Origin of the sequence: Blautia sp. BIOML-A1 (assembly GCF_009883055.1) — a bacterium.
GTDB lineage: Bacteria > Bacillota > Clostridia > Lachnospirales > Lachnospiraceae > Blautia_A.
In genome coordinates, this window is the sequence record NZ_WWVR01000012.1 from 55,064 (window position 1) to 80,651 (window position 25,588).

The following is a 25,588-nucleotide window of genomic DNA, read 5'->3' on the forward strand; positions in this document are numbered from 1 at the left end:
GATTCAGGAGGAAAGAAAATGATAAAAGCAGGAATCATTGGAGCAACCGGTTATGCAGGAAATGAACTGGCAAGACTGCTCCTTGGACATAAGGAAGTAGAAGTGGCATGGTATGGATCAAGAAGCTATATTGATCAGAAATACGCAGATGTATATCAGAATTTTTTCAGACTGATCGATGCGCAATGTATGGATGATAATATGGCAGCACTGGCTGACGAGGTAGATGTGATCTTTACGGCAACACCGCAGGGACTCTGTGCTTCTCTTGTTAATGAAGAGATCCTTTCTAAAGCTAAGGTTATTGACCTGAGTGCAGACTTTCGTATCAAGGATGTAAAGAAATACGAAAAATGGTACGGCATCGAGCACAAATCTCCTCAGTTTATTGAGGAAGCGGTTTATGGTCTGTGCGAGATCAACCGTGAGGAGATCAGGAAGGCAAGACTGATCGCAAATCCGGGATGCTATCCTACCTGTTCTACTTTATCTGTTTATCCGCTTCTCAAAGAAGGACTGATCGATCCGAATACGATCATCATTGATGCGAAATCCGGTACCTCAGGAGCCGGAAGAGGAGCCAAGGTTGCCAATCTTTACTGCGAAGTAAATGAAAATATCAAAGCATATGGCGTGGCAACTCACCGACATACTCCGGAGATAGAGGATCAGCTTGGATATGCATGCGGACAGGAAGTTCTGATCAACTTTACACCGCATCTGATCCCAATGAACAGAGGTATTCTGATAACTGCATATGCTTCTCTTAAGAAAGAAGTTTCCTATGAGGAAGTGAAGGCAGTCTATGACAAATATTATGAAGATGAGACATTTGTGCGTGTTCTGGATAAAGATGTGTGTCCGCAGACAAAATGTGTAGAAGGAAGCAACTATGTAGATGTTAATTTCAAGATCGATCCGAGAACGAAACGTATCATCATGATGGGAGCAATGGATAATCTTGTAAAGGGTGCTGCAGGACAGGCTGTACAGAATATGAACCTGATGTTTGGTTTTGATGAGGCGGAAGGTCTTCATCAGATTCCGATGCTTCCGTAAATACAAAGAAAGCGGAGCACTTTTCATATAACGAGGAGGAAATATATTATGAAAATTATCACAGGTGGAGTTACCGCAGCGAAAGGCTTTCAGGCGGCATCAACGGCAGCCGGGATCAAATATCAGGGAAGAACGGATATGGCAATGGTTTACAGTGAGAAGCCATGTGTGGCAGCAGGAACCTTCACAACCAACATTGTAAAAGCTGCACCGGTAAAATGGGACCAGGAGATCGTATATAAACATCCGACAGCACAGGTGATCATCTGCAACAGTGGCATTGCCAACGCGTGCACAGGAGAAGAAGGCTTCAGCTACTGCCGGGCAACTGCCAAAGCAGCAGCAGAGACACTGAAGGTAGATGAAAACAGTGTGCTGGTTGCATCTACGGGTGTGATCGGAATGCAGCTTCCGATCGAGAAACTTTCAGATGGTGTCAAAGCAATGGCACCGAAGCTTCAGGGAACTCTGGAAGCAGGAAATGAAGCGGCAAAAGCGATCATGACTACAGACACCAGAGAAAAGGAAGTTGCTGTGCAGATCGAGATCGGTGGAAAGACGGTTACCATCGGCGGTATGTGCAAGGGATCCGGAATGATCCATCCGAATATGTGTACCATGCTTGGATTTGTCACGACAGATGTATGCATTACCAAACAGCTTCTCCAGGAGGCACTGAGCCAGGATGTTAAGGATACCTACAATATGGTGTCTGTTGACGGAGATACTTCTACAAATGATACGGTGCTTCTTCTGGCAAACGGAATGGCAGAAAATCCTGAGATCAGTGAGAAAAATGAAGATTATCAGAAGTTCTGTGAGGCACTGAATTATATCAATACCACACTTGCGAAGAAAATTGCAGGGGACGGCGAAGGTGCGACTGCCCTGTTCGAGGTAAAAATCATCGGAGCGGAGAGTAAGGAACAGGCTGTGACCCTGAGTAAGTCAGTTGTTACTTCTTCTCTTACGAAAGCGGCAATCTATGGTCATGATGCAAACTGGGGAAGAATCCTCTGTGCAATGGGATATTCGGGAGCACAGTTTGATCCGGAAAAAGTAGATCTCTATTTTGAAAGTAAAGCAGGAAAGATCCAGATCATCGAAAATGGTGTGGCAGTAGACTACAGTGAAGAAGAAGCGACAAAGATTCTTTCCGAAGATGCCGTAACAGCGATCGCAGACATCAAGATGGGCGACTGCAGTGCCACTGCATGGGGATGCGATCTTACCTATGATTATGTCAAGATCAATGCGGATTACAGATCATAGGATATCAGACAGCGGCAGCAGTTATAAATAATGGAATCGAGGAGAAATGAAAAATGGTAAATCAGAAATATTTGGACAAGGCAGAAACACTTATCGAGGCACTTCCTTATATTCAGCGTTTTAACCGTAAGATCGTGGTGGTAAAATACGGCGGAAGTGCAATGGTTGATGAAACTCTCAAGGCAAATGTGATCAAGGATGTTGTTCTTCTGAAACTGATCGGGTTTAAACCGATCATCGTTCACGGCGGCGGCAAGGAAATCAGCCGCTGGGTAAACAAGGTAGGAATGGAGCCGCGTTTCGTCAATGGACTTCGTGTGACAGACAAGGATACGATGGAGATTGCGGAAATGGTTCTTGCAAAAGTGAATAAAGAACTGGTTGCACTGGTAGAATCTCTTGGTGTACAGGCGGTTGGTATCAGCGGAAAAGACGGCGGTCTTCTTCAGTGCCATAAGAAACTCTCCGGAGGAGAGGATATTGGATTCGTAGGGGATATCGAGAAGGTGAATCCGAAAGTTCTTCATGATCTTCTCGAAAAAGACTTCCTGCCAATTGTATTTCCAATCGGATATGATGCAAATTTTGATTCTTATAACATCAATGCAGATGATGCGGCATGTGCGATCGCAGAAGCAGTTCATGCTGAGAAACTGGTATTCCTTTCTGATATTGAAGGTGTATATAAGGATAAGGATGATCCGGACACTCTGATTTCTGAATTACATGTACATGAAGCTGAGAAACTGATCAGTGAAGGCTATGTGGGCGGCGGAATGATTCCAAAGCTGCAGAATTGTATCGACGCGATCGAAGAGGGCGTAAACAGAGTACATATTCTGGACGGACGTATTCCACACAGTCTCCTTCTGGAGATCTTTACAAACAAAGGTATCGGTACTGCTATTTTAAGAGAAGACGGGGAGAAATATTATAATGAGCATGAATGAACAGATGAACCATGCAGAAGAAAGTATTCTGCATACATACAATCGTTTCCCGGTCATGTTTGATCATGGAGAGGGATGTTACCTCTATGACACAGAGGGAAAGAAATATCTTGATTTCGCAGCAGGAATTGCAGTAAATGCACTGGGCTATCATTATCCGGAATATGATGAGGCTCTGAAAGCACAGATTGACAAGCTGACGCATATCTCCAATCTTTACTATAATGAGCCGATGAGTGAGGCGGGAGAGAAACTGATCAAGGTCAGCGGACTTTCCAAAGCTTTCTTTACAAACAGTGGTACAGAGGCGATTGAGGGTGCACTCAAGGCAGCACGTAAATATGCTTATACCAAATATGGCAAAGAAGCACAGAAATATGAAATTATCGCGATGAACCATTCTTTCCATGGAAGAAGCATGGGAGCTCTTTCTGTGACAGGAACAGAGCATTACAGAGAGCCTTTCGAGCCTCTGATCGGTGGCGTGAAATTTGCCGATTTTAATGACCTGGAAAGCGTCAAAGCACAGATCACAGATAAGACCTGTGCGATCATCACAGAGGTTGTGCAGGGTGAAGGCGGAATCTATCCGGCAGAGAAGGAATTCCTGGAGGGACTTCGAGCAGTCTGTGATGAAAAGGATATCATTCTGATCTTTGATGAAATACAGTGTGGTATGGGACGTACAGGCTCTTACTTTGCATGGCAGGCATACGATGTAAAACCAGATATCATGACCTGCGCCAAAGCACTTGGCTGTGGAGTTCCGGTAGGCGCATTTGTTCTGGGTGAAAAGGCTGCCGCGGCATCTCTGGTACCAGGAGATCACGGAACCACTTATGGAGGAAATCCGTTTGTATGTGCAGCTGTCAGCAAGGTATTTGATATTTTTGAACAGGATAAGATTCTTGATCATGTGCAGGAATTGACACCGTATCTGGAGGAAAAACTGAACGCACTTGTGGATAAGTATCCGGTTGTTGCTGCCCGCCGTGGAAAAGGTTTTATGCAGGGACTTGTGATAGAGGGTACATCTGTGGGAAGTGTTGTAACAAAGGCACTGGAGAACGGTCTTCTTGTTATTTCGGCAGGAAGTGATGTGCTGCGTCTTGTTCCTCCGCTTATTATCACAAAAGAACATATCGATGAAATGATCGAGAAATTAGAAAAGAGCCTGGCTTAATGCCGGGCTCTTGCTCTGTCTGACAGAAAATTACTTCGTCTCAGATATGTCTGTTATTTTACGCGGTTAAGATCTATATGTTTCTTGATCGCTTCAAAACTTTCGCTGCTTATCACATGCTCGATCTTGCATGCATCACTTGCAGCAACAGTCGGATCCACTCCCAGTTTTGTAAGCCATTCGGAAAGAAAAAGATGACGCTCGTAGATTTTTTCTGCAATGGCACGTCCTGATTCGGTCAGATAAAGATACCCTTCAGGGGAAACTGTGATCTGCTCCGTCTCGCGAAGCTTCTTCATGGCAACGCTGACGCTGGATTTCTTGAAGCCGAGTTCAACAGCAACATCTACGGAACGTACAACCGGATGTGATTTGCTTAAAATAAGGATTGTTTCCAGATAGTTTTCGGCGGATTCGTTTGTATGCATTCTTACACCCCAATTCTGCTGAAAGAAATTATACAATTATCGTAACTGTAGAGGATGTTACCTTCTGAATAGTTACCAATTATCTAATTTCGTATTGCTTATAATAATTCGTAACTGTTCAGTACCCTCACAGTTACGATAATTCTATAATAGCATATTCTTGCATTTCTCACAATAAAAATACAGATAATTCAGGAAAATAAAAGGAAGAGTGTTATATATTACGAATTTTAGTTAATTGAAACGAATATAAGTTTTATGTAACGAAAAAAAGTACTTGACAGCTTACTTACGTTAGAATATACTAACTTACAGAAAAAGGAAGCAGCCTTAAGCTGTGAATTTTTTTAACGAAAAAAATTATCATCACAGAAAGAAGAGTAGATACCATGATGCCACTTACAATGGCCGGAATCGGCGAACCGAACACGATCCAGAAGATTGGTGGAAACGAAGAAACAAGAAGATTCCTCGCAAATCTCGGATTTGTAACAGGGGCAGAAATTTCAGTAGTGTCTGCGATCAGCGGAAATGTGATCGTCAATGTCAAAGATGCAAGAGTAGCAGTCAACTCAGATATGGCAAGACATATTATGATATGATGCCCTTCAAAGCTGCGGGTACCATATACAGGGGAACCGGCAGGATATGAGATGCTAGTTTGATATGTTATGCGGAAAGGAGACAAAAAATGACTTTAGGTGAGGCAAAAGTCGGAAGCACCGTTACGGTAACTAAGATTGAAGGAGATGGTGCATACAAGCGACGTATTATGGATATGGGAATCACCAAGGGAAGCGAAATTTATATCAGAAAAGTTGCTCCGCTTGGAGATCCTGTTGAGATCACTGTAAGAGGCTATGAGTTATCAGTAAGAAAAAATGATGCTCAGTGCGTACAGGTAAAATAAAGATACAAAGAGGGATTAAGGAGGTAAGAAAGAATGGCAATCAAGATTGCACTTGCCGGCAACCCGAACTGTGGTAAAACAACAATGTTCAACGCATTAACGGGCGCTAACCAGTATGTAGGAAACTGGCCGGGAGTTACTGTAGAGAAAAAAGAAGGCAGATTAAAGGGTAAGAGAGGTAAAGGAGAGGACATCATCGTAACGGACCTTCCTGGTATCTATTCCATGTCACCATATACACTGGAAGAGGTAGTCAGCCGTGACTATGTCCTGAAAGAGAATCCGGATGTTATCATCGATCTTGTCGATGCTACAAACATCGAGCGTAACCTGTATCTGACAACACAGCTGATCGAGACTGGTGTTCCGGTCGTCATTGCCCTCAATATGGCAGATCTTCTTGAAAAAAGAGGAATCAAGATTGATGTCAAACGTCTTTCCATGCTGCTTGACTGCCCGATCATTGAGACATCCGCACTGAAGGGCGAAGGTCTTGATAAACTGATCGATGAGGCAATCAAAACAGCAAAGAAGAGCAGCGTTGATCTTCCGAAAGAGATTTTTTCAAAGGAGATGGAAGAAGCTGTCAGCGAAGTAAAGAAGGTTCTTCCGGAATCCATCACAGAGGATAAGAAAAGATGGTATGCGGTCAAGTTCCTTGAAAATGACGAGAAGGTAAAGGAAGCTACAAAGCTTTCTGCCTCTGCACAGTCTGTTGTAGACAGTAAACGTCAGGCTCTTGAGAAAAAGCATGACGACGACATGGAAAGTATTGTGACAGATGAGAGATATACTTTCATTCAGAAGATTGTAAATACAACAGTCAAAAAAGGTAAAGACAAACTGACAGTATCTGATAAGATCGACCGTATCGTTACCAACCGTATTCTTGGTATCCCGATCTTTATCGCAATCATGTGGATTGTATATTATGTATCTGTAACAACAGTAGGTACATTCGTGACAGACTGGACAAATGATGTATTTGTAGTAGCTGTTCAGGATTTCTTCAGCAACATTCTTGGCAGTATCGGTGCCGGAGATATGGTGCAGGGACTTGTTGTTGACGGTATCATTGGTGGTCTTGGTGCAGTGCTTGGATTTGTTCCTCAGATGGCGATCCTGTTCCTGTTCCTGTCCATTCTTGAAGACTGTGGTTATATGGTTCGTATCGCGTTTGTTATGGACCGTGTATTCCGTCATTTCGGACTTTCCGGTAAGAGCTTCATCCCGCTTCTGATCTCTTCAGGCTGCGGTATTCCTGGAATCATGGCTTCCAAAACTATCGAGCAGGATAATGACAGACGTCTTACCATTATGACAGCAACCTTTATTCCATGTGGTGCAAAGCTTCCGGTCATCGCACTTATGGGCGGTGTGATCGCAGGTGAGACCGCAGGATATGCAGAGAGTTCCTTTATCGCTCCTCTGATGTACTTCATCGGCATTGTAGCTGTACTTGTAGCTGCGATCATTCTTAAGAAAACAAAACCGTTCTCCGGTAAACCGGCTCCGTTCGTAATGGAGCTTCCGCAGTATCATGTTCCGCAGGTCAAAACAGTTCTTCTTCATGTATGGGAAAGACTGAAAGGCTTTATCATCAAAGCCGGTACAATCCTGTTCCTTGCCTGCGTAGTCATGTGGTTCCTTGGTGGATTTGGATTCACAGATGGCGGATTTGGTATGGTAGAAGACAGTGCGGACAGCCTTATGGCAGCAATCGGTGGTGTGATCGCTCCGATCTTTGCACCGCTTGGATTCGGTGAATGGCAGCCGGTAGCAGCTTCTATCTCCGGATTTACAGCAAAAGAAGCAATCGTATCTACCATGGGTGTCCTGGCAAATGTAGCCGGTGATACAGAAGATGCAGTGAATGTTGCAGCTGGTGTTGCATCCTGGTTTCCGACAGGAATCGCTGCTTTCTCCTTCCTGATGTTCAATCTTCTTGACTCTCCTTGCCTTGCAGCAATTGCAACCATGGCAAAAGAGATGAACAGCAGAAAGTGGTTCTGGTTTGCAATTGTTTTCCAGAATGTTTTTGCTTACCTTGTATGCCTGTGCTTCTATCAGATCGGTTCTTTTGTGACCGGCGGAGCATTTGGTGTTGGTACTGTAGCAGGATTTGTAGTTCTGATTGTGATGTTATTCATGCTGTTCAGACCGGATCCGTACAAAGATCAGAAAGTTTACGCAAAACGTTCTGTATCTGCAGCCTGATCAAAAATAAAGATGGTGGGGAGTTCCCCACTTGGATATGCTATAATAAATGCTGGATACGGATCGTGTCCGGCATTTATTTCCATACAGTGATGAGTACTGTGGTAACTGTTCACAGGTAATATCCCGCGAGGTGTTTTGTCATGAATATGGCAAAATCCCGAGACATACAGGGCAAAATGCTATCACCGAAGGTGATTTGGAATGCATTTTGACCAAGTTACTGTGAACGGAGTGAACAGTAACGTACTGTGTGGTTTGTTAAGAGAGGATGAGAAAAATGCTTGCAAATATTATAATTATGGTACTGATCCTTGGATATTGTGCCTTTCTGATCTACAAAAGTATAAAGAACAGCAAAGAAGGTAAGCATATGGGCTGCAGCGGATGCAGTGGAAACTGCGGCAGCTGCTGTGGCTGCAGCGGTGCTGCGTTTAAGGGAAATGTACAGACCACCGGCAAAAAGAAACAGCTGAGATAGGAGGCGTTCTGAATTGGGAAATTCAACAGGTTCTACTATGTATATGTTCGGAACAGTTATAGTTGTTTATATCGTCTGCGTGCTGATCTATCAGGGATATCTCTGGATCAGGAAGAAGAAAGAACAAAAGCGAGATGAAGAGTTCAAAAGAGGTGACAGGTAATGGCTGACATAATTATTGTACTGATCGTGGTTGTCTTACTTGGACTTGCACTGAAAGGCTCTGTGAAACATTTTAAAGGAGAGGGTGCCTGCTGTGGAGGCGGCGGTGGAAGCATCTCCGTAGATATTCCGCAAAAAACGCTGGATCATCCGATCCTTGGCAAAAAGACAGTCAAAATTTCCGGAATGCACTGTGAGCATTGTGTCAAAGCTGTTACAGAAGCAATCAATAAGATTGACGGTGCGGCCGCAAAGGTAGATCTTTCCAGAAATGAGGCAGTGGTTTCCTATGACAGAGAGTTGGATGATGAAATCCTCAGAAGGACAGTCAGAGATGCCGGATACAGAGTAGTAAATATCCACTGATGCATAAAAACAGCAGAAACCGTATATGTTAATAACAAATATTATGAAAAGACTGGAGTATCATAAACCAGTCTTTTTTTATACGGAGGAAATCATATGTGGGGATTTTTTGCGGCACTTATTTCAGGAGCACTGATGAGTATTCAGGGAGTTTTTAATACGGAAGTGACAAGACAGAGCAGCCTGTGGGTATCTACAGGCTGGGTACAGCTTTCGGCCTTTGCAGTCTGTGTTCTGGCGTGGCTTTTTACGGGGAGACAGAGTATTGCGGCATTGTGGCAGATAGAAAATAAATATGTGCTTCTGGGAGGTGTGATTGGTGCTTTTATTACAATTACAGTGATCCAGAGTATGGGAGCACTGGGACCGGCAAAAGCCGCTATGCTCATTGTGATCTCACAGCTGATCGTAGCGTATCTGATTGAACTGCTGGGGATTTTTGGCGTAGCCAAAGAACCTTTTGAATGGAGGAAGATTCTGGGAATGCTGATCGCCATAGTCGGGATCGTGATCTTCAAATGGCAAAAATAGAAGTTTCCTATTGTAAAACATAGGGGAATTCGGTAAAATAAGACATGGTCAGGTATACAACCGGGGAAACTGCTTTAATATAGAAAGGAGTGGACCGGTATTACTGAAAAATTAATACGAAATTATTGTGCAGTGTTTGTATGCATTGTGCTGTTTACAGGAATCTTTTGTGTGGGATGTGGATCCGGAAGGGATGAAATTCTGCTGGATGAACAGGAGGGCAGTTCTGCTGTGGATGAGGCGGATGCTCTGGAGGACTTCCCGGAAGTAAGTGAAGTCCCGGAGGTGACACAGGAACCGCAGGAGATTTTTGTAGATGTCTGTGGTGCTGTAAATCATCCGGGAGTTTATGAGATGTCATCAGACAGCCGCGTGTTTCAGGCAATAGAGGCCGCAGGAGGAATGAGGGAGGATGCTTCGGGCATTTCAGTGAATCAGGCTCAGCCGCTCTGCGACGGACAGCAGGTCTATGTGCCGACAGTCCAGGAGGCAGAGGAGAGAAATCTGACTCCGGTCGTATCTGAGATACAGGATGGTCAAACCGGAACGGAGATGGATGCAGGAACAGGGCTTGTTAACCTTAATACAGCAGATATCCAGACACTTAAGACATTGTCCGGCATCGGAGATTCCAAGGCACAGGCGATCCTTGCGTACCGGGAAGAACATGGAGGTTTTTCCAGTATTGAGGAGGTTATGCAGGTGCCGGGGATCAAGGAAAATATTTTTTCTAAGATAAAGGATAAGATTGAAGTAAAATAAGGAGAGTAGAATGAGCAGAAAAGTTTTAGTAGTAGATGACGAAAAGCTGATCGTAAAAGGAATCCGTTTTAATCTGGAGCAGGACGGAATGGAAGTGGATTGTGCTTACGATGGAGAAGAGGCCGTAGAGAAGGCGAAGGAGAATAAATATGACATTATCCTTCTGGATCTGATGCTGCCTAAAATGGACGGACTTGAGGTATGTCAGCAGATCCGTGAATTTTCCAATGTGCCGATCGTTATGCTTACTGCCAAAGGCGAAGATATGGATAAGATCCTCGGACTGGATTATGGTGCGGATGATTATATCACCAAACCATTTAATATTCTGGAAGTCAAGGCACGTATCAAGGCCATTATGCGCCGCGCCCGTTCTGAACACGAAGAAAAAGAAAAAGCCAAGACCATTCAGGCAGGTGATCTGAAACTGGATTGTGAAAGCCGTCGCGTATTTATCGCAGACAAAGAGATTAATCTCACTGCAAAGGAATTTGATGTGTTGGAACTTCTGGTATTTAATCCAAATAAAGTCTACAGCCGTGAGAATCTTCTGAATATTGTATGGGGATATGAATATCCGGGGGATGTCCGTACGGTTGATGTACATATCCGCCGTCTTCGTGAAAAAATTGAGGCCAATCCCAGTGAGCCCAAATATGTACACACCAAATGGGGTGTGGGATATTATTTCCAGGCATGATCCATGGAAACGAAAAAAAAGACAAAATTCTATAAAAGTCTGCGTTTTCGTATCCTTGTTATCCTTATTATTCTGGGAATCGTGCCGGGAATTATCGTGACACAACTGATGATACATTATTACGAAAATCAGGCAGTGGAAGTAAGTGTAAGTGCAGTACGCACAGAATGCGAGATCCTCTGTGATCAGATCATCAAAGAAAATTATCTTAATGACTCCAGTTCTGAGGCTGTCAACAGCAAGCTGGAGTTATTGTCTAATATTTATGGAGGAAGAATCCTTCTGATTGACAGAGATTTTAAGATTGTCAGAGATACCTACCATGTGGATGAAGGTAAAACGCTCGTATCGGGCAAAGTGATCCAGTGCTTCAAAAACGGTGCCTCAGATGAATTCAGAAGAATCGGACAGATGATCGAGCTGGTGGTTCCGGTCAAGAGTGCAGATGTAGCTCAGATTCAGGGGGCTATGCTGGTTGATATTTCGGGGGGCGAGATTGCTGCTATTTCCGGAGACCTTGAACAGAAGGGCATTCTGATCATCGGTATCATTATAGTATTATCACTGTTTCTGGCCTATATTCTGTCCACGATTCTTGTCAAACCACTTGCGAGAGTCACCAAGGCAATCGAGGATCTGACAGATGGATATCAGCAGGATGAAATCTGCGTACCGGACTATACAGAGACGGAACTTATCACCGATGCATTTAATAAGATGCTTGCCAGAATGAAGGTGCTGGATGAGTCGAGATCGGAGTTTGTATCGAATGTATCCCACGAACTCAAAACACCTATGACTTCCATGAAGGTTCTTGCAGATTCTCTGGTAGGACAACAGGGTGTTCCAGAAGAACTGTATCAGGAATTCATGCGTGATATCACAGCGGAGATTGACCGCGAAAACAGGATCATCACAGATCTTCTGACGCTGGTTAAGATGGATAAGAAAAATGCGGATCTTCAGATTCAGCATATGTCGATAAATCAGCTTCTGGAGGATATATTAAAGAGACTTCGTCCGATTGCGGATAAACGCAGCATTGATCTGATCCTTGACAGTTTCCGTCCGGTGGAGGCGGACGTGGACGAATTGAAGTTTACATCTGCAATCAGTAATCTGGTTGAGAATGCCATTAAGTACAATGTGGACGATGGTTGGGTAAGGGTATCACTGGATGCAGATCATAAATATTTCTATGTGACAGTTGCCGATTCCGGAATGGGCATCCCGGAAGATTCCTTAAGCCGGATTTTTGAGAGGTTTTATCGAGTGGACAAATCTCATTCCAGAGAGATTGGCGGAACAGGTCTGGGACTTGCGATCACAAGAAGTACGATCGGTATGCACCATGGAGTGATCAAGGTATTCAGCAAAGAAGGGGAAGGAACTACTTTTTCTGTTCGTGTCCCACTTTCGTATATTCCGTAGGAGGTGTCGGATGAAGAAAATATCAGGTGTGCTTCTTCTGGCACTGCTGGTCTGTACTCTGTTTGCAGGATGCAGCATAGAAACTATACAGTCAAAGGAAGAAGAAAGTAAATATAATTTTTATTATCTCAATACAAATGAGACACGGATTAAGAGTGAACCTTATGAGCCGGAGGAAGAAAATAAGGAATACATGGTAAAGGCACTGATCCAGAAATTAGGAAGCAGGGAAATACCGGAGGACGGAATCAGCCTTCTCCCGGAAAAGGTTTCTATAAGCTCTTATGATCTTCAGGATAAGCTTTTGATCATAGATTTCAGTAAAGAATATTCGGAAATGAGCAAGATAAGAGAAGTCCTCACAAGAGACGGAATTGTGCAGACATTTCTTCAGATTCCGGATATTGATAAGGTTCGCTTTACAGTAGCCGGTCAGCCTCTCAAGGATTCCAGAGGCCAGGATATCGGAGATATGACAGAGAATACCTTTGTGGAACTGTCAAAGAAGGATGAGGCTAACTATCGGTATGATACGTTTACCTTATATTTTGCAGACAAAAGTGGTAAGCGGCTTCTGAAGGAAATGCGTAATGTCTGTTACAGACGAACACTTTCGAAGGAGCGCGTTGTTCTGGAACAGCTTGCCAAGGGACCGATGGAAGAAGAACATTATGCGACGATCCCGGCGAATACTATGGCGATCAGTGTGATCACATCGGACAGAATCTGTTATATTGATCTGAACAGTGAGTTTCAGGATGCGGCACTGGAGGTGGCAGAAAACATTTCTGTGTATTCTGTAGTAAACTCGATCATTGATTCCTGTGAAGCAGATAAAGTACAGATATCAATAGAAGGAAGCAATGGGGGCAATTTCCGGAAGAAATTACCACTTTATAAATTTTATGAAAAGAACCAGGATCTTGTAGTTCCGGATGCGGAAGAAAAATCCTGAGATATTTCTATACAGAAGGGAAGAGGAATGCATAAAAGACCAGTGTGCTGTGTATGTGTGTTCCTGATGCTTTTTCTTTGCATTCTGGATCTGGCAGGGGTTTCAATTGTAAGAGGAAATCCCCTGCCGCAAAAGGTCCGGCAATGGATCAAAGCACATCCATCCGCTGTCATTTGCGGGGAAGTACAGCGATGTCAGGACACGGAGTATTCTCTTTCTGTCTATCTGAAACAAGTCTATCTGACTGATCAGTCAGAAAAAATTCCCATCAGAAATATAAGAGTTTTTTTAAAAGAAAATATAAAAGAAGATTTGAAGACAGGCATGATTATCCAGGTCAAAGGAGAGCTGGAGCGGATTTCTGCGCCCGGAAATCCCGGAGAATTTGATCAGCAGCAGTATTACGCCTGTCAGAAAATCTATTATTTTATGAAGAATGCAGTGGTGCAGAAAAAAAGCAGAAGCTATTCCAGATATGGACAGGCATTGACAGAGCTTAGAGAAAAAATTGCAGAGACGCTGCAAAAAGCGGCAGGGGACAAGGCAGGAATCTATCAGACCATGCTTCTGGGAGAAAAGAGTGGTCTGGATGAAGATGTGAAAATGAGATACCAGATGGCAGGGATGATACATATTCTTGCTATTTCCGGATTACACATCAGTGTGCTCGGAATGGGACTGTTCTCACTTCTGAAGAAGCTTTCGCTGGGAAATGTACCGGCGGGGCTTATTTCACTTTGCGTGATCCTGCAGTATGGAATGCTGACAGGCAGCAGTGTATCTGCCATGAGGGCGGTGAGTATGTTTGTGCTTGCCGTCGGAGCAAGGATTCTGGGGAGAAGCTATGATCTTCTGACAGCACTGGCTGTATCTGCAATCTTACTTCTGCTTGATACACCGGCATATCTGTACAGCAGCAGTTTCCTGCTTTCGTTTGGGGCAGTGGCAGGTCTGGGGAGTATGGCCCCGGTGCTGAATCGCCTTATTGAGAGTGAGAACCCGTGGATCAAAACCCTGATATCGTCTCTTGCAGTACAGCTTATGACTCTGCCGACGGTTCTTAGGATTTATGGAGAAGTATCGATTCTGGGAATTGCCCTGAATCTCATTGTACTGCCGACGGTCAGTGTAGTGCTGGTCTGCGGGCTGTGCTGCAGTCTTGTCGGCGTTTTCAGTATTTTTGCGGCAGGACTTGTTCTGTTTCCGGGTAACCTTTTGCTTGTGATCTATGAGAAACTCTGCATACTGGCTGGAGAGTTTCCGTTTTGCACATGGATCGGAGGTGCACCTGAGATATGGAAGTGCGTGGTGTATTATGTTGTTTTGGCGGGAGGGATCCGGGGGCTTCTGATTCTGCATGGCAAATGGGAGAATGACAGGATGAGAATCCGGCAGAAAGGAATGCTCTTGTCGGTTGTTTTTATAAGTGTTCTGTTTCTTGGCTTCCGACAGCGAAATTACCTTTCGGTCACCTGCCTGGATATTGGTCAGGGAGATGCCATTGTGATACAGATCCCGGGAGGAAAGAATATCATGGTAGATGGAGGGAGCAGCAGTAAGAAGAATACGGCAGCCGGTCAGCTGCTTCCTTATCTCAAGAACCAGGGGATTTCCGTGGTAGATGCCATCCTGCTATCCCATACGGATATTGACCATATCAGCGGTGTGCAGGAACTGATGGACCTGAAAGAAAAACATCTTACAACACTTCGAATAAAGTATCTTCTGCTTCCGGACTGGAAAAACCCGGAGCCGGTTTATGATGAACTGGAAGCAAAGGCAAAGCGGTGCGGAATTTCTGTACTGAAGCTGCAGCAAGGGCAGAAGCTTCAGTTTGGGGATGCGACTATGGAAATTCTGTCACCCGAACCGGGTGCCGAAGGAACCGATCCAAATGAAGAGGGACTTGTGATGGAGCTTTGCTATGGGAAGTTTCGTGGTCTTTTCACAGGAGATATCGGCGAAGAAACCGAGAAAAAGCTTCTGCCCCGGCTGGATGATGTGGATTTTCTCAAGGTAGGACATCATGGATCAAGGTATTCAAGCTGTCAGGAGTTTCTGGACAGAATACAGCCGGAGGTGGCAGTAATTTCCTGTTCGGAGTCCAACACTTACGGGCATCCGTCACCGGAAACCATAAAGCGGCTGGAGCAGAATGGGATCAAAACGATGTATACAATGAAAAGTGGGGCGGTTACTGTTTCTACAGATGGCGGGCATATGTGGATGGAAACCTTCTGCGATGGAAAAACAGCATAGAATATGAGGCGATTTTGTAGTATGATAAACAGGAAAATACATCAGAAAAGAGAAAAAACATGAAGAACGCGCAAAAAATAATCCTGTATCTAACCTCTGTACTGCTGCTGGGATGTCTGGGCTGGATTTTTATTCATGCAGTATGTGCCGTCCCACAGGCAAAAAACATATTCAAAGACAAAAACATGCTTCCGGTGATCGTGGCAGGGACTTTGTTTTTGCTTCTGTTGTTCCTGAAGCTTTCCGTTGTCAGCCGTTCGTGGCAAAAGCGCACGCTTCTTACAGGAACTGCGGTTGTTTTTCTGATGATTCTGATACTGCAGTTTCTGTATCTGTATTATGTGAGATACTGGGTGGGATATGATAACCTGCTGGTTCTGGATGAAGCATGGCACATGCAGAAAACCGGACATATTTCGCCGGATTTTTATGATTCCTATTTTCAGCGTTATCCACACAATCATCCAATTGTAATCGTATTATACTGGGTGCTTTGGGCAGCAGGAAAGCTGGGAATCGCGGATCTGTACTGGACTCCGCATCTTCTGGGGCTTGTGTGCATGGATACGGCACTGGTGTTTATGTGGAAACTGACATGTGAGACAGCGGATGTTCACAGAGGTTTTTTGCTGACAGTGCTGAGTCTTTTGAATCCTGTCATCTATATATGGATGCCGTGGCATTATACAACGGTAAGTCTGCTTCCGTTTCTGAGTGCGGGCATTTACTTTGGATGGAAAGCATGGAAGGCAGAAAAGCTGTCCTGTAAGACAGGATATGCGGCAGTCACAGGTGTTCTGACTGTGTTGGGAATGAGAATCCGGGTGACGGAGGCAATTCTTCTGATTGCTTTTCTGATCATGGCAGTCTGCATGGGAGGCTGGAAAAAGCAGCTGTTGTTCTGCGTGCTTCCGTTTCTTCTGATGTGCGGAATGACCTGGACGCTGACCGGAGCGGTCAGAAACCATTATGCGGATTTTGACAGTTCGGATAAAGAGTTTCCTCCGGTACATTTCGTGATGATGGGCGTTGGAGAAGATGGAACTTATAAGAAACAGGATGTGGAGTTTACAGAAGCAATTTCCGGGGAAAAAGAGAAGACAAGAGCAAACCTGCAGGAGACAGAGAAACGTATCAGGGATCTGGGAGGTGCAGGACTGCTCTCGCTTGCCGGCAGAAAAATGCTGATTACCTGGCAGGATGGATCCTGCGGTTTCCAGTCAGAATGGCTGTATCCACTGAAGGATTCCAGAATATTTCAATATATCTGCGGGGAGAGGAATGACCCGTTTCTCTGCTGGGCACAGATATTTTATGTGCTGGTGCTGTTCCTGACCATATGGGGGACGATATCGGATATGAGGAATGGAAGAACAGGAGTCGGACTTCTTATGAGGCTGCTGCTGCTTGGAAATATTCTTTTTTATCTGGGCTGGGAGGCACAAAACCGCTACAGTATCGGAATGAACGGAGTGCTGCTGTTTCTGGCTGCAGATGCTCTGGATGGACTCTGCGCAGAAAAAGCAAAGACCGCAGGACGATCTCTGCAGAAACTTGCAGAGAAAAAGAATGTGTGGAGAATTATGACAGGAACCATGGCTGTGATCCTGGTGGTTTTGCTGTACAGACCCTTATTTACGGAAGAAACATCGTGGAGAGAGTTTTCGGTGCGAAATATTTACAGGGCAGGAAAGAATCTTGAAAATATTGTCTCGGGTGAAAGGGTTACCCAGACATTTACTGCTTCTTCCGCCTTTGACTGTATTCTGGTACAGGGATATCTGAAGAACGGTGAGGTATCTGATGGCGGATGTCAGGTGGAGATACAGGATGAAACCGGCAAAACTCTGGTCAGTACATTTCTCACAGCACAGCAGATTGCAGAAAACCAGCTGGATCTTAGTTTTGAACCCGTTGTGCCGGAGAAAGAAACAGTTTATACGATTGTGATCGAACCTCGGGGAATCAGGAAAGATCATGCACTTCAGCTGTATCGGTTTAACAGTTCGATGGATCTGTATCCAAACGGAAAACTGAGCCGCAATGGAAAAGAAGAGAATGGAAATCTGATCTTCTCCGTTTATCAGATAAAAACGGGGACGATTTTCAGGAGGAATTTTGTAAAGTGAAAAATTTACAGGAAGATATTAAGACGGGAAATTTCAAAAAGGTGTATCTTTTGTATGGAGATGAGGCATATCTGAAGATCCAGTACAAGGATAAGCTGCTCAAAGCCCTGAATCCGGACGATGACACGATGAATTTCAGCAGGTATGAGGGAAAAGGGATCGAGGTCAATGCGATGATCGATCTCTGCGAGACGATGCCGTTTTTTGCAGATCACAGAGTAGTCCTTGTGGAAAACTCCGGTTTTTTTAAGAATAAATGTGAAGAACTTGCAGATTATATAAAAACTCTTCCGGACTATATAAGGATGGTCTTCGTAGAGGAAGAGGTGGATAAGCGAAACCGGATGTACAAAGCGGTCAAATCAGAGGGCCGGATCGTGGAGTTTGCAAAACAGGATGAAAAGACACTGATGCGCTGGGCGGCAGGGATTCTTGGCCGCGAAGGACGCAAGATCACCATGCGAGATATGGAGCTGCTTCTGACCAAAACCGGCACAGATATGGGAAATATCCGGAATGAACTGGAGAAACTGATTACCTTTACGATGGGACGTGATGTGGTCACAGCAGAGGATATTGAAGAAATCTGCACGACGAGAACGGAGAATAAGATTTTTGAGATGGTCCGTGCGGTTACAGAGAAAAATCAGAGAAAGGCACTGGATCTTTATAATGACCTTCTGACACTCCGGGAGCCGCCGATGAGGATTCTTTTTCTTCTGTCAAAGCAGTTCCGGCAGATGGTGCTGGCGAAGAAAATGGCAGGAGAAGGTGCGGCACAGAGTGAAATCGCATCGAAACTGGGAGTGCAGTCGTTTGTGGCAAGAAACCTGCTGTCCTGTGCACGGGCATACAGTACTGAGGAACTTGAGCAGGCAGAGGTGGATTTCGCAGAAGCGGAGGAAGCAGTGAAGACAGGCAGGCTTCAGGATGTGCTGAGTGTGGAACTGCTGATCGTGAAGTACAGCAGTTCCGGAAGGTGATCTGGAATGCATTTTGACTCGTAACTGTGAGGGTACTGAACAATTACAAAATGAGAAAATATTTGAGGGTGAGCAGGCCCTCAAAACAATATACACAGGTGTCTTGACACCCAACATGTCTGGTAGTATAATGGCGGAAATGAAAAAAAGAAAGTCCGGCGTAAACCGGTAAGAGGATAAAAAAATGAATGAATATTATGACGCCATAATAGTAGGAACAGGAGCTGCAGGTCTTTACTGTGCCCTGAATCTGCCTTCTAGAATGAAGATTCTGATGATAACAAAACAGCAGGCTGACCAGTCAGACTCCTTCCTTGCACAGGGCGGCATCTGTATGCTTCGCGGTGAGGGGGATTATAAGAACTACTTCGAGGATACCATGCGTGCAGGTCACTACGAAAACAATGAAAAAGCTGTGGAACTCATGATCCGAAGCTCCAACAGCATTATCCGCGATCTTATCCGCCATAACGTCACCTTCCAGCGCGATGAGAACGGCGAGCTTGCATTCACCAGAGAAGGTGCACATTCCCAGCCAAGAATCCTCTTTTATGAAGATGTGACAGGAAAGCAGATCACTCAGACACTTCTTGGAGAGGCACTGACCAGAGAGAATATCGAAATCTGTGAATATATGACCATGGTAGATCTGATCTCCAGAGACAATATCTGCGGCGGCATCATTGTAATGGATGAACAGAATAATGTATATCCGATCCGTTCTCCACATGTAGTGCTTGCCTGCGGTGGTCTGGGAGGACTTTATAAGAACTCTACAAACTTCCCTCATATTGCCGGAGACGGACTTGGAATTGCGATGAAGCACCAGGTAGAACTGGAGCATCTGGATTACATACAGATCCATCCGACTACTTTATATTCCCGCAAACCGGGCAGACGTTTTCTGATCTCAGAATCTGTAAGAGGGGAAGGCGCACTTCTGTATGATAAGAACGGACAGAGATTTACAGAAGAACTTCAGCCGAGAGATCTTTTGAGCCAGGCTATTTTTGCACAGATGGAAAAGGATGATACAGAATTTGTATGGGAAGATATGCGCCCGCTTGGTGAAGATACCATTCTGAAACACTTCCCGAATATTTTCAAAAGATGTATGGAAGAAGGATTTGATCCACGCAAAGAGCCGATTCCGGTAGTTCCGGCGCAGCATTACTTTATGGGAGGAATCAAGGTGGACTTAGGAAGCCGCACTTCCATGAAAGGTCTGTATGCCTGCGGTGAGACAAGCTGCAATGGTGTTCACGGCAAGAATCGCCTGGCAAGCAATTCCCTTCTGGAATCTCTGGTCTTTGCAAGAAGAGCCGCAGATGATATAGTATTTGGTGACAAGCCGGAGAAATGCCCGGTAAATACAATTGATACAAATATCTATGAAGACCGTAACGTGATCCTTGATGGTTATCACAAAATGGTATGGAATGAAATCGAAAGGATGAAAAGAGCATGAATGAAATTACAATGAAAATGCAGGCAGATCAGCTGATTCGTATGGCATTACAGGAAGATATCACAAGTGAGGACGTTTCCACAAACGCAGTTATGCCAACTGCAACCAGAGGAACGGTTGACCTGATTGCAAAGGAAGACGGAGTTATTGCAGGTCTTGACATTTACGCAAGAGTATTTACGATCCTTGATGAGAAAACAGAGATCAGTTTTTTCTGTAAGGACGGTGACGAAGTCAAAAAAGGCGAACTGATGGCAACTGTAACAGGCGATATCCGTGTTCTTCTTTCCGGAGAGCGTGTGGCACTCAATTATCTTCAGAGAATGAGTGGTATTGCAACTTACACCAGACAGGTTTCCAAACTTCTGGAGGGAAGCAAGGTTACTCTTCTCGATACCCGTAAGACTACACCGAACTGCCGTGTGTTTGAGAAATACGCAGTAAGAGTCGGCGGCGGATGCAACCACAGATATAATCTTTCCGATGGAGTTCTTCTTAAAGATAACCATATCGGAGCAGCAGGAAGTGTTACAAAGGCAGTGCAGATGGCAAAAGCATATGCTCCGTTTGTACGTAAAATCGAGATCGAGGTAGAAACTCTTGAGCAGGTCAGAGAGGCCGTGGAAGCGGGAGCGGATATCATCATGCTTGACAATATGACTCCGGAAGTGATGAGACAGGCGGTTGAACTGATCGATGGAAGAGCACAGACAGAGTGTTCCGGAAATATTACAAAAGAAAACATCCAGAAGATCCGTGAGATTGGAGTAGACTTTGTTTCCAGCGGTGCACTGACACATTCCGCACCAATCCTTGATATTTCAATGAAAAATCTTCATGCAGTGTGAGAGGGAGGAAGATCATGAATACTGCGGAAAGACGCGGAGAAATTTTAAAGATCCTTCATGATGCGGATACTCCGATAGCCGCAAGAGAACTGGCAGGCAGATTTGGTGTCAGTCGTCAGGTGATCGTACAGGATCTGGCGGTGATCCGGGCCTCTACGCCAGGAATATTATCTACAACCAAAGGTTATGTGATCCAGCAGGACAGCAGTTTTACAAGAGAATTCAAGGTTCGTCACAGTCAGGAGAAAGCAGCGGCTGAGCTGAATCTGATCGTGGACTGCGGCGGCCATGTCAAAAATATCAGCATCAGTCATCGCGTTTACGGACGGGTGACTGCAGAGATGGATATCCGGTCCAGACAGGATGTGAATGAGTTTGTCCAGGCACTTCAGAACAGTCATTCCACAGTGCTTTCAAATGCGACTTCAGGTTATCATTATCATCTTGTTGAGGCATCCAGCGAAGAACGGCTCGATCTGATCGGGAAACAGCTGGGAGAAGCGGGCTTTCTTGCACCGCTTCAGCCATGGGAAGAGACTACAGGAAAGGGAAAGATAAAGTTATGACGATCAAAGAAATTCAGCAGGAGATTCTGCGAATGAAGAAAGAACAGGATGTCTGCATTCTTGCACATGCTTATCAGGGACAGGAGATCCTGGAAGTTGCAGATTATATGGGAGATTCCTACGGACTCAGTGTACAGGCATCCAAGAGTGACTGCAGCGGCGTGATCATGTGCGGTGTACGTTTTATGGCAGAAACCTGCAAGATCCTGAGCCCGGACAAAAAGGTATGGCTTGCGAATCCGGTTGCAGGATGTCCGATGGCAGAGCAGCTTGACCTTGAGGGGCTTCGTAAACTCAAAGCCGAGTATCCGGATTATTCCGTTGTTGCCTATATCAACACGACTTCTGAACTGAAAACAGAATGTGATGTGTGCGTGACATCTTCTTCAGCGGTTCAGATCTGCAGCAAAATTGACAACGACAAGATCCTTTTTATTCCGGATCCGAATCTTGGTCACTTTGTAGCTGAGAAGCTTCCGGAAAAAACTTTCGCATTCTACAAAGGAGGATGTCCAAGACATATCGTAGTCAGTGCAAAAGATGTCGAGAAAGCAAAACAGGCACATCCTGATGCACTTCTTCTGGTACATCCGGAATGTCGTGAGGAAGTTGTGGAGAAAGCAGACTATGTTGGTTCTACAACAGGAATCATGGATTTTGCAAAGAAATCTCCGAACAAAGAATTTATCATCGGAACAGAGAACAGCATTGTGGAGCATTTACAGTTTGAATGTCCGGATAAGAACTTTTATCCGCTGTCTGTCATGCTGACCTGCATGAATATGAAGATCACAACACTGATGGATATTTACAACTGTCTCAAAGGAACAGGCGGAGAAGTGATCGAACTTCCGGAGAATGTAATGGAAGGAGCCGGCCGCTGCATTAATCGTATGGTAGAACTCGGAGGCTGATAAAAAATTAAAACTGCCGTTCGCGGATACTATAGTCGGTATCATGGTGCGGGCGGCAGTTTTTTATATGGAAATAAAAAAAGACAGTCACTGACGGTTTGTGACTGTCCTTTTAATTATAAGCTTATAATTAAAAAATGCAATTTCCTAAATTAGCCAATGCTGTTGACAGCTTTAGACAGACGGGAAATCTTTCTTGCACAGTTGTTTTTGTGATAAACACCCTTGGATGTTGCTTTGCTGATTGTAGAGATAGCCTCTGTAAGAGCAGCCTGTGCAGCAGCTTTATCGTTTTTCTGAACTGCAGTTTCTACTTTTTTGATGGAAGTTTTAACAGCAGAACGGATAGATTTGTTTCTAGCAGCTTTAGTTCTGTTTACTAAAATTCTTTTCTTTGCAGATTTGATGTTAGCCAATTGGTACACCTCCATTTCAGATTTATAATAATGTGTCGTTGTCACAGAAACAGACACGGGCGTTCCTGTAAACATGCTTATATATATTATTATATTTCTCCATGATTGTCAATAGGAAAATCCATAAATGTCAAAAAAAGGACGAAATGCGGTACATAATTCTCCCGGGAATTACAAAAAGTAATAGTAATGGTTCAGTACTTTCAAAGTTACGCGAGAGATTTCCTGCTGAACAGGTATGGGAAACACAACAAATCACAGCATCAGGAGGGTACGATATGACTGGCGGCAGAAGAATTCGAACAGACCTTGCACTGGAAACGACGGAGCGGTTTGCACAGGAAAATACGGAGATCCGTGGCGTGGAAATCCAGGAAGACTACGATGAGGAAAAAGATATCCGGACAACGGTCGTGAAGATTGTTACAGAAAACGGAGCGAAGTCCATGGGGCGGCCGCAGGGAACCTACATTACCATAGAAGCTCCGGATCTTTCAAACGCGGATGAGGATTATCACAGGGAAATTTCCCAGGAGATTTCACGACATCTGCGGGAACTGATCAATCTTGAAAAAGAAAAATCAATCTTGGTTGTGGGTCTTGGAAATGCGGCGATCACAGCAGATGCACTGGGACCGCATGTGATCGAGAATCTTCATATGACGCGGCATCTTATAAGAGAGTATGGACTTCGAGGGATCGGGCAGGAAAAAATGCACTGCGTCAGCGGGATCATTCCGGGTGTTATGGCACAGACAGGGATGGAGACTGCGGAGATCGTGCAGGGCGTTGTTTCAGAGACAAAACCGGATGTGGTGGTTGCGATTGATGCACTCGCAGCACGGAGTGTACGGCGGCTGAATCGGACGATCCAGATCACAGATACGGGAATCCATCCGGGATCCGGCGTGGGAAACCACAGAAATGGGCTTACGGAAGATAATCTTCAGGTAAAAGTGATCGGGATCGGCGTGCCGACAGTTGTGGATGCGGCGACGATCGTGCATGACTCGATGGAGCATCTTCTGGATGCACTGGAGGAAACAGAGCAGAAGGAATTTCTGGAGGAGATGATCGCACCGAATCTTTACAGTATGTTTGTGACACCGAAGGATGTGGATGAGACAGTGAAATATCTGAGCTTCACGATCTCGGAAGGGCTGAACATCGCTTTTTCTGAAGTGTGATCTTCATCAGAAGAAGCAATTGCTGTGAATGAAAGGAACGGGCATAATTCCGAGATTTTTATCATAGGATACCTTGAAAGAGGTGATTCTGTGACAAGGACCCGGAAGACGATCTGTACCCTCATGTGTCTGGCTTTTTTTGCTGTGCTGGCAGTGATGCCGGGTTCTTTTATCATGCAGAAAAATGTGTACAGGCAGCTTCCGCTGTTTCGATTTCTTGAGCGGAAAGCCGCCCGTGATTTCCAGCGGAAAGATCCCGATACGTATGCGAAGATTGTGGAAAACCATACGGAATACCTCGGTGCGATGGTGGAAAAAGAGAATGAAGAGGTGCGGAAGGAGCAGGAGAAGGTCGAGGGACAGGCTCACAAAGAAGCAGCAGACAAGCAGAAGAAAGATTCTGAAAAAGAAACAGAGAAATCTCAGCGGAACAAGCCGGTCACTGCCACACCGGAAGTAACACAGGCCGTTCTGGTTTCAAATAACATACAGCCTGCACCGCGCATCGACCTCTCACCGCAGACCCTCGCAGATTACAATTATCTTATGAACCAGTTTTTTATCGTGGATTCGCAGACCACCACAAATGCAGATCAGTTAAACGCGGCAGAACTTCTCGGAGAAGATCTGACCATACAGAAAGATGCCGCAAAACCGCAGATCCTGCTCTATCATACACACTCGCAGGAAGCTTTTGCGGATTCAAAGGAGGGGGAGGTCGAAGATACGATCATCGGCGTGGGAAATTACCTGACAGAACTATTGACAAAAAACTACGGATATCAGGTGATCCACGTAACAGAAGCCTTCGATATGGAAAGCGGTGAGCTGGACCGCAGTGCCGCCTACGACTATGCAGGAACGTATCTGGAAACGATACTGGAAGAAAATCCTTCTATAGAAGTCGTGATAGATCTTCATCGTGACGGCGTGCCCGAAAACCGACATCTCGTGACCGAAATCAATGGAAAACCGACTGCACAGATCATGTTTTACAATGGATTAAGCTATACGATCGCGAGAGGAAGCCTTGATTATCTGCCGAACCCATACATTCAGGACAACCTGGCGTTTTCATTCCAGATGGAATACCAGGCGGCACAGTATTATCCGGATTTTTACAGAGGTATCTACCTCGCCGGATACCGTTACAACCTCCACCTGCGCCCAAGATCCGTCCTCGTCGAAGCCGGAGCCCAGACCAACACCGTCCAGGAAGTAAAAAACGCTATGGAGCCATTCGCAGATATTTTAAACCGCGTACTGCAAAACTGAAAAACTGTGCGTCGCATTCTCGTTGCTTCAGTAGTAGTGATGAGTTAGACGCACTATTTTTTAACATAATATATAGCAAGAATTCTCCTTCCTCTACAGGTGGGAGATGAATTGCAAAAAATAAAAAAGAACACTT

Annotated in this window: 26 protein-coding genes; 24 read left to right on the top strand and 2 right to left on the bottom strand. The window is 44.9% G+C overall.

The genetic code is table 11. The annotated features are described in order from the left end of the window. Positions 1 to 18 precede the first annotated feature (18 nt). Genes argC through GT674_RS07730 form a run of 4 tightly spaced genes read left to right on the top strand, consistent with a single transcriptional unit; the run spans position 19 to position 4,464 of the window. Entirely contained in the window at positions 19 to 1,059 is a 1,041-nt protein-coding gene (gene argC, locus GT674_RS07715) for an N-acetyl-gamma-glutamyl-phosphate reductase (protein WP_161285175.1), read from the top strand. A gap of 48 nt (positions 1,060 to 1,107) precedes the next feature. Then, positions 1,108 to 2,331 (top strand): bifunctional glutamate N-acetyltransferase/amino-acid acetyltransferase ArgJ, encoded by a 1,224-nt coding sequence (argJ, locus tag GT674_RS07720; protein ID WP_161285176.1) that lies wholly within the window; start codon positions 1,108 to 1,110, stop codon positions 2,329 to 2,331. Between the two features lie 53 nt (positions 2,332 to 2,384). Beyond that, entirely contained in the window at positions 2,385 to 3,281 is an 897-nt protein-coding gene (gene argB, locus GT674_RS07725) for an acetylglutamate kinase (protein ID WP_161285177.1), read from the top strand. After that, a complete protein-coding gene (locus tag GT674_RS07730) occupies positions 3,268 to 4,464 on the top strand; it encodes an aspartate aminotransferase family protein (RefSeq protein ID WP_161285178.1) in 1,197 nt (398 codons plus the stop codon). The genes argB and GT674_RS07730 overlap by 14 nt, the downstream gene beginning before the upstream one ends. A gap of 53 nt (positions 4,465 to 4,517) precedes the next feature. On the opposite strand, the gene GT674_RS07735 is transcribed toward GT674_RS07730, so the two are convergent. After that, on the bottom strand, positions 4,518 to 4,892 hold the full coding sequence (locus tag GT674_RS07735; protein WP_161285179.1) for a metal-dependent transcriptional regulator: 375 nt from the start codon (positions 4,890 to 4,892) through the stop codon (positions 4,518 to 4,520). A gap of 392 nt (positions 4,893 to 5,284) precedes the next feature. Between GT674_RS07735 and GT674_RS07740 the strand changes: the two genes are divergently transcribed. The 18 genes from GT674_RS07740 (at position 5,285) to nadA (ending at position 22,574) form a co-directional block, all read left to right on the top strand. After that, positions 5,285 to 5,494 carry a FeoA family protein gene (locus GT674_RS07740; protein WP_161285200.1) on the top strand — a complete coding sequence of 70 codons (210 nt, stop codon included), beginning with the start codon at positions 5,285 to 5,287 and terminating at the stop codon, positions 5,492 to 5,494. An 89-nt stretch (positions 5,495 to 5,583) separates the two neighbouring features. Continuing rightward, positions 5,584 to 5,802 carry a FeoA family protein gene (locus tag GT674_RS07745; RefSeq protein WP_161285180.1) on the top strand — a complete coding sequence of 73 codons (219 nt, stop codon included), beginning with the start codon at positions 5,584 to 5,586 and terminating at the stop codon, positions 5,800 to 5,802. A gap of 33 nt (positions 5,803 to 5,835) precedes the next feature. Continuing rightward, positions 5,836 to 8,019 carry a ferrous iron transport protein B gene (gene feoB, locus GT674_RS07750; protein WP_161285181.1) on the top strand — a complete coding sequence of 728 codons (2,184 nt, stop codon included), beginning with the start codon at positions 5,836 to 5,838 and terminating at the stop codon, positions 8,017 to 8,019. A 280-nt stretch (positions 8,020 to 8,299) separates the two neighbouring features. After that, positions 8,300 to 8,500, top strand: coding sequence for a FeoB-associated Cys-rich membrane protein (locus GT674_RS07755; protein ID WP_161285182.1), 201 nt, complete (start codon positions 8,300 to 8,302; stop codon positions 8,498 to 8,500). A gap of 13 nt (positions 8,501 to 8,513) precedes the next feature. After that, the gene (locus GT674_RS17105) at positions 8,514 to 8,663 is read left to right on the top strand and encodes a hypothetical protein (RefSeq protein ID WP_173902641.1); all 150 of its coding nucleotides are present in this window, start codon (positions 8,514 to 8,516) and stop codon (positions 8,661 to 8,663) included. After that, positions 8,663 to 9,028 carry a heavy-metal-associated domain-containing protein gene (locus GT674_RS07760; protein WP_161285183.1) on the top strand — a complete coding sequence of 122 codons (366 nt, stop codon included), beginning with the start codon at positions 8,663 to 8,665 and terminating at the stop codon, positions 9,026 to 9,028. Before GT674_RS17105 ends, GT674_RS07760 begins: the two co-directional genes overlap by 1 nt. 96 nt (positions 9,029 to 9,124) lie before the next feature. Further along, complete coding sequence (locus GT674_RS07765) at positions 9,125 to 9,559, top strand: DMT family transporter (RefSeq protein WP_161285184.1); 435 nt, start codon at positions 9,125 to 9,127, stop codon at positions 9,557 to 9,559. Between the two features lie 171 nt (positions 9,560 to 9,730). Then, a complete protein-coding gene (locus GT674_RS07770) occupies positions 9,731 to 10,321 on the top strand; it encodes a helix-hairpin-helix domain-containing protein (protein WP_330585498.1) in 591 nt (196 codons plus the stop codon). 10 nt (positions 10,322 to 10,331) lie between these two features. After that, positions 10,332 to 11,021 (top strand): response regulator transcription factor, encoded by a 690-nt coding sequence (locus GT674_RS07775; RefSeq protein WP_161285185.1) that lies wholly within the window; start codon positions 10,332 to 10,334, stop codon positions 11,019 to 11,021. Between the two features lie 3 nt (positions 11,022 to 11,024). Then, positions 11,025 to 12,452 (top strand): sensor histidine kinase, encoded by a 1,428-nt coding sequence (locus GT674_RS07780; RefSeq protein ID WP_161285186.1) that lies wholly within the window; start codon positions 11,025 to 11,027, stop codon positions 12,450 to 12,452. Positions 12,453 to 12,462: 10 nt separating this feature from the next. Then, entirely contained in the window at positions 12,463 to 13,407 is a 945-nt protein-coding gene (locus tag GT674_RS07785; RefSeq protein WP_161285187.1) for a GerMN domain-containing protein, read from the top strand. Between the two features lie 27 nt (positions 13,408 to 13,434). Then, positions 13,435 to 15,666 (top strand): DNA internalization-related competence protein ComEC/Rec2, encoded by a 2,232-nt coding sequence (locus GT674_RS07790; RefSeq protein WP_161285188.1) that lies wholly within the window; start codon positions 13,435 to 13,437, stop codon positions 15,664 to 15,666. A gap of 59 nt (positions 15,667 to 15,725) precedes the next feature. Further along, positions 15,726 to 17,795: a glycosyltransferase family 39 protein gene (locus tag GT674_RS07795; protein WP_161285189.1), complete on the top strand. Its 2,070-nt coding sequence runs from the start codon at positions 15,726 to 15,728 to the stop codon at positions 17,793 to 17,795. After that, entirely contained in the window at positions 17,792 to 18,778 is a 987-nt protein-coding gene (holA, locus tag GT674_RS07800) for a DNA polymerase III subunit delta (protein ID WP_161285190.1), read from the top strand. Before GT674_RS07795 ends, holA begins: the two co-directional genes overlap by 4 nt. Before the next feature lie 184 nt (positions 18,779 to 18,962). Next, the gene (locus tag GT674_RS07805; RefSeq protein ID WP_161285191.1) at positions 18,963 to 20,246 is read left to right on the top strand and encodes an L-aspartate oxidase; all 1,284 of its coding nucleotides are present in this window, start codon (positions 18,963 to 18,965) and stop codon (positions 20,244 to 20,246) included. Next, entirely contained in the window at positions 20,243 to 21,094 is an 852-nt protein-coding gene (nadC, locus tag GT674_RS07810) for a carboxylating nicotinate-nucleotide diphosphorylase (protein WP_161285192.1), read from the top strand. The genes GT674_RS07805 and nadC overlap by 4 nt, the downstream gene beginning before the upstream one ends. Before the next feature lie 14 nt (positions 21,095 to 21,108). After that, positions 21,109 to 21,660 carry a transcription repressor NadR gene (locus tag GT674_RS07815; RefSeq protein ID WP_161285193.1) on the top strand — a complete coding sequence of 184 codons (552 nt, stop codon included), beginning with the start codon at positions 21,109 to 21,111 and terminating at the stop codon, positions 21,658 to 21,660. Next, the gene (nadA, locus tag GT674_RS07820) at positions 21,657 to 22,574 is read left to right on the top strand and encodes a quinolinate synthase NadA (protein WP_161285194.1); all 918 of its coding nucleotides are present in this window, start codon (positions 21,657 to 21,659) and stop codon (positions 22,572 to 22,574) included. Before GT674_RS07815 ends, nadA begins: the two co-directional genes overlap by 4 nt. Before the next feature lie 152 nt (positions 22,575 to 22,726). Here nadA and rpsT read toward each other — a convergent pair whose 3' ends face one another. Beyond that, complete coding sequence (rpsT, locus tag GT674_RS07825; RefSeq protein ID WP_070100264.1) at positions 22,727 to 23,005, bottom strand: 30S ribosomal protein S20; 279 nt, start codon at positions 23,003 to 23,005, stop codon at positions 22,727 to 22,729. Between the two features lie 263 nt (positions 23,006 to 23,268). On the opposite strand from rpsT, the gene gpr reads away from it, so the two are divergent. Together gpr and GT674_RS07835 are read left to right on the top strand one after the other, a co-directional pair. Then, entirely contained in the window at positions 23,269 to 24,177 is a 909-nt protein-coding gene (gene gpr, locus GT674_RS07830; RefSeq protein ID WP_161285195.1) for a GPR endopeptidase, read from the top strand. Positions 24,178 to 24,201: 24 nt separating this feature from the next. Then, positions 24,202 to 25,452: a stage II sporulation protein P gene (locus GT674_RS07835; protein WP_265107721.1), complete on the top strand. Its 1,251-nt coding sequence runs from the start codon at positions 24,202 to 24,204 to the stop codon at positions 25,450 to 25,452. Positions 25,453 to 25,588 lie beyond the last annotated feature (136 nt).

Bases quoted from the DNA above. Each gene is read 5' to 3' on its own strand.
- argC (WP_161285175.1), top strand. From the start codon at position 19: ATGATAAAAGCAGGAATCATTGGAGCAACCGGTTATGCAGGAAATGAA.
- argJ (WP_161285176.1), top strand. From the start codon at position 1,108: ATGAAAATTATCACAGGTGGAGTTACCGCAGCGAAAGGCTTTCAGGCG.
- argB (WP_161285177.1), top strand. From the start codon at position 2,385: ATGGTAAATCAGAAATATTTGGACAAGGCAGAAACACTTATCGAGGCA.
- GT674_RS07730 (WP_161285178.1), top strand. From the start codon at position 3,268: ATGAGCATGAATGAACAGATGAACCATGCAGAAGAAAGTATTCTGCAT.
- GT674_RS07735 (WP_161285179.1), bottom strand. From the start codon at position 4,892: ATGCATACAAACGAATCCGCCGAAAACTATCTGGAAACAATCCTTATT.
- GT674_RS07740 (WP_161285200.1), top strand. From the start codon at position 5,285: ATGCCACTTACAATGGCCGGAATCGGCGAACCGAACACGATCCAGAAG.
- GT674_RS07745 (WP_161285180.1), top strand. From the start codon at position 5,584: ATGACTTTAGGTGAGGCAAAAGTCGGAAGCACCGTTACGGTAACTAAG.
- feoB (WP_161285181.1), top strand. From the start codon at position 5,836: ATGGCAATCAAGATTGCACTTGCCGGCAACCCGAACTGTGGTAAAACA.
- GT674_RS07755 (WP_161285182.1), top strand. From the start codon at position 8,300: ATGCTTGCAAATATTATAATTATGGTACTGATCCTTGGATATTGTGCC.
- GT674_RS07760 (WP_161285183.1), top strand. From the start codon at position 8,663: ATGGCTGACATAATTATTGTACTGATCGTGGTTGTCTTACTTGGACTT.
- GT674_RS07765 (WP_161285184.1), top strand. From the start codon at position 9,125: ATGTGGGGATTTTTTGCGGCACTTATTTCAGGAGCACTGATGAGTATT.
- GT674_RS07775 (WP_161285185.1), top strand. From the start codon at position 10,332: ATGAGCAGAAAAGTTTTAGTAGTAGATGACGAAAAGCTGATCGTAAAA.
- GT674_RS07780 (WP_161285186.1), top strand. From the start codon at position 11,025: ATGGAAACGAAAAAAAAGACAAAATTCTATAAAAGTCTGCGTTTTCGT.
- GT674_RS07785 (WP_161285187.1), top strand. From the start codon at position 12,463: ATGAAGAAAATATCAGGTGTGCTTCTTCTGGCACTGCTGGTCTGTACT.
- GT674_RS07790 (WP_161285188.1), top strand. From the start codon at position 13,435: ATGCATAAAAGACCAGTGTGCTGTGTATGTGTGTTCCTGATGCTTTTT.
- GT674_RS07795 (WP_161285189.1), top strand. From the start codon at position 15,726: ATGAAGAACGCGCAAAAAATAATCCTGTATCTAACCTCTGTACTGCTG.
- GT674_RS07805 (WP_161285191.1), top strand. From the start codon at position 18,963: ATGAATGAATATTATGACGCCATAATAGTAGGAACAGGAGCTGCAGGT.
- nadC (WP_161285192.1), top strand. From the start codon at position 20,243: ATGAATGAAATTACAATGAAAATGCAGGCAGATCAGCTGATTCGTATG.
- GT674_RS07815 (WP_161285193.1), top strand. From the start codon at position 21,109: ATGAATACTGCGGAAAGACGCGGAGAAATTTTAAAGATCCTTCATGAT.
- nadA (WP_161285194.1), top strand. From the start codon at position 21,657: ATGACGATCAAAGAAATTCAGCAGGAGATTCTGCGAATGAAGAAAGAA.
- rpsT (WP_070100264.1), bottom strand. From the start codon at position 23,005: ATGGAGGTGTACCAATTGGCTAACATCAAATCTGCAAAGAAAAGAATT.
- gpr (WP_161285195.1), top strand. From the start codon at position 23,269: ATGACTGGCGGCAGAAGAATTCGAACAGACCTTGCACTGGAAACGACG.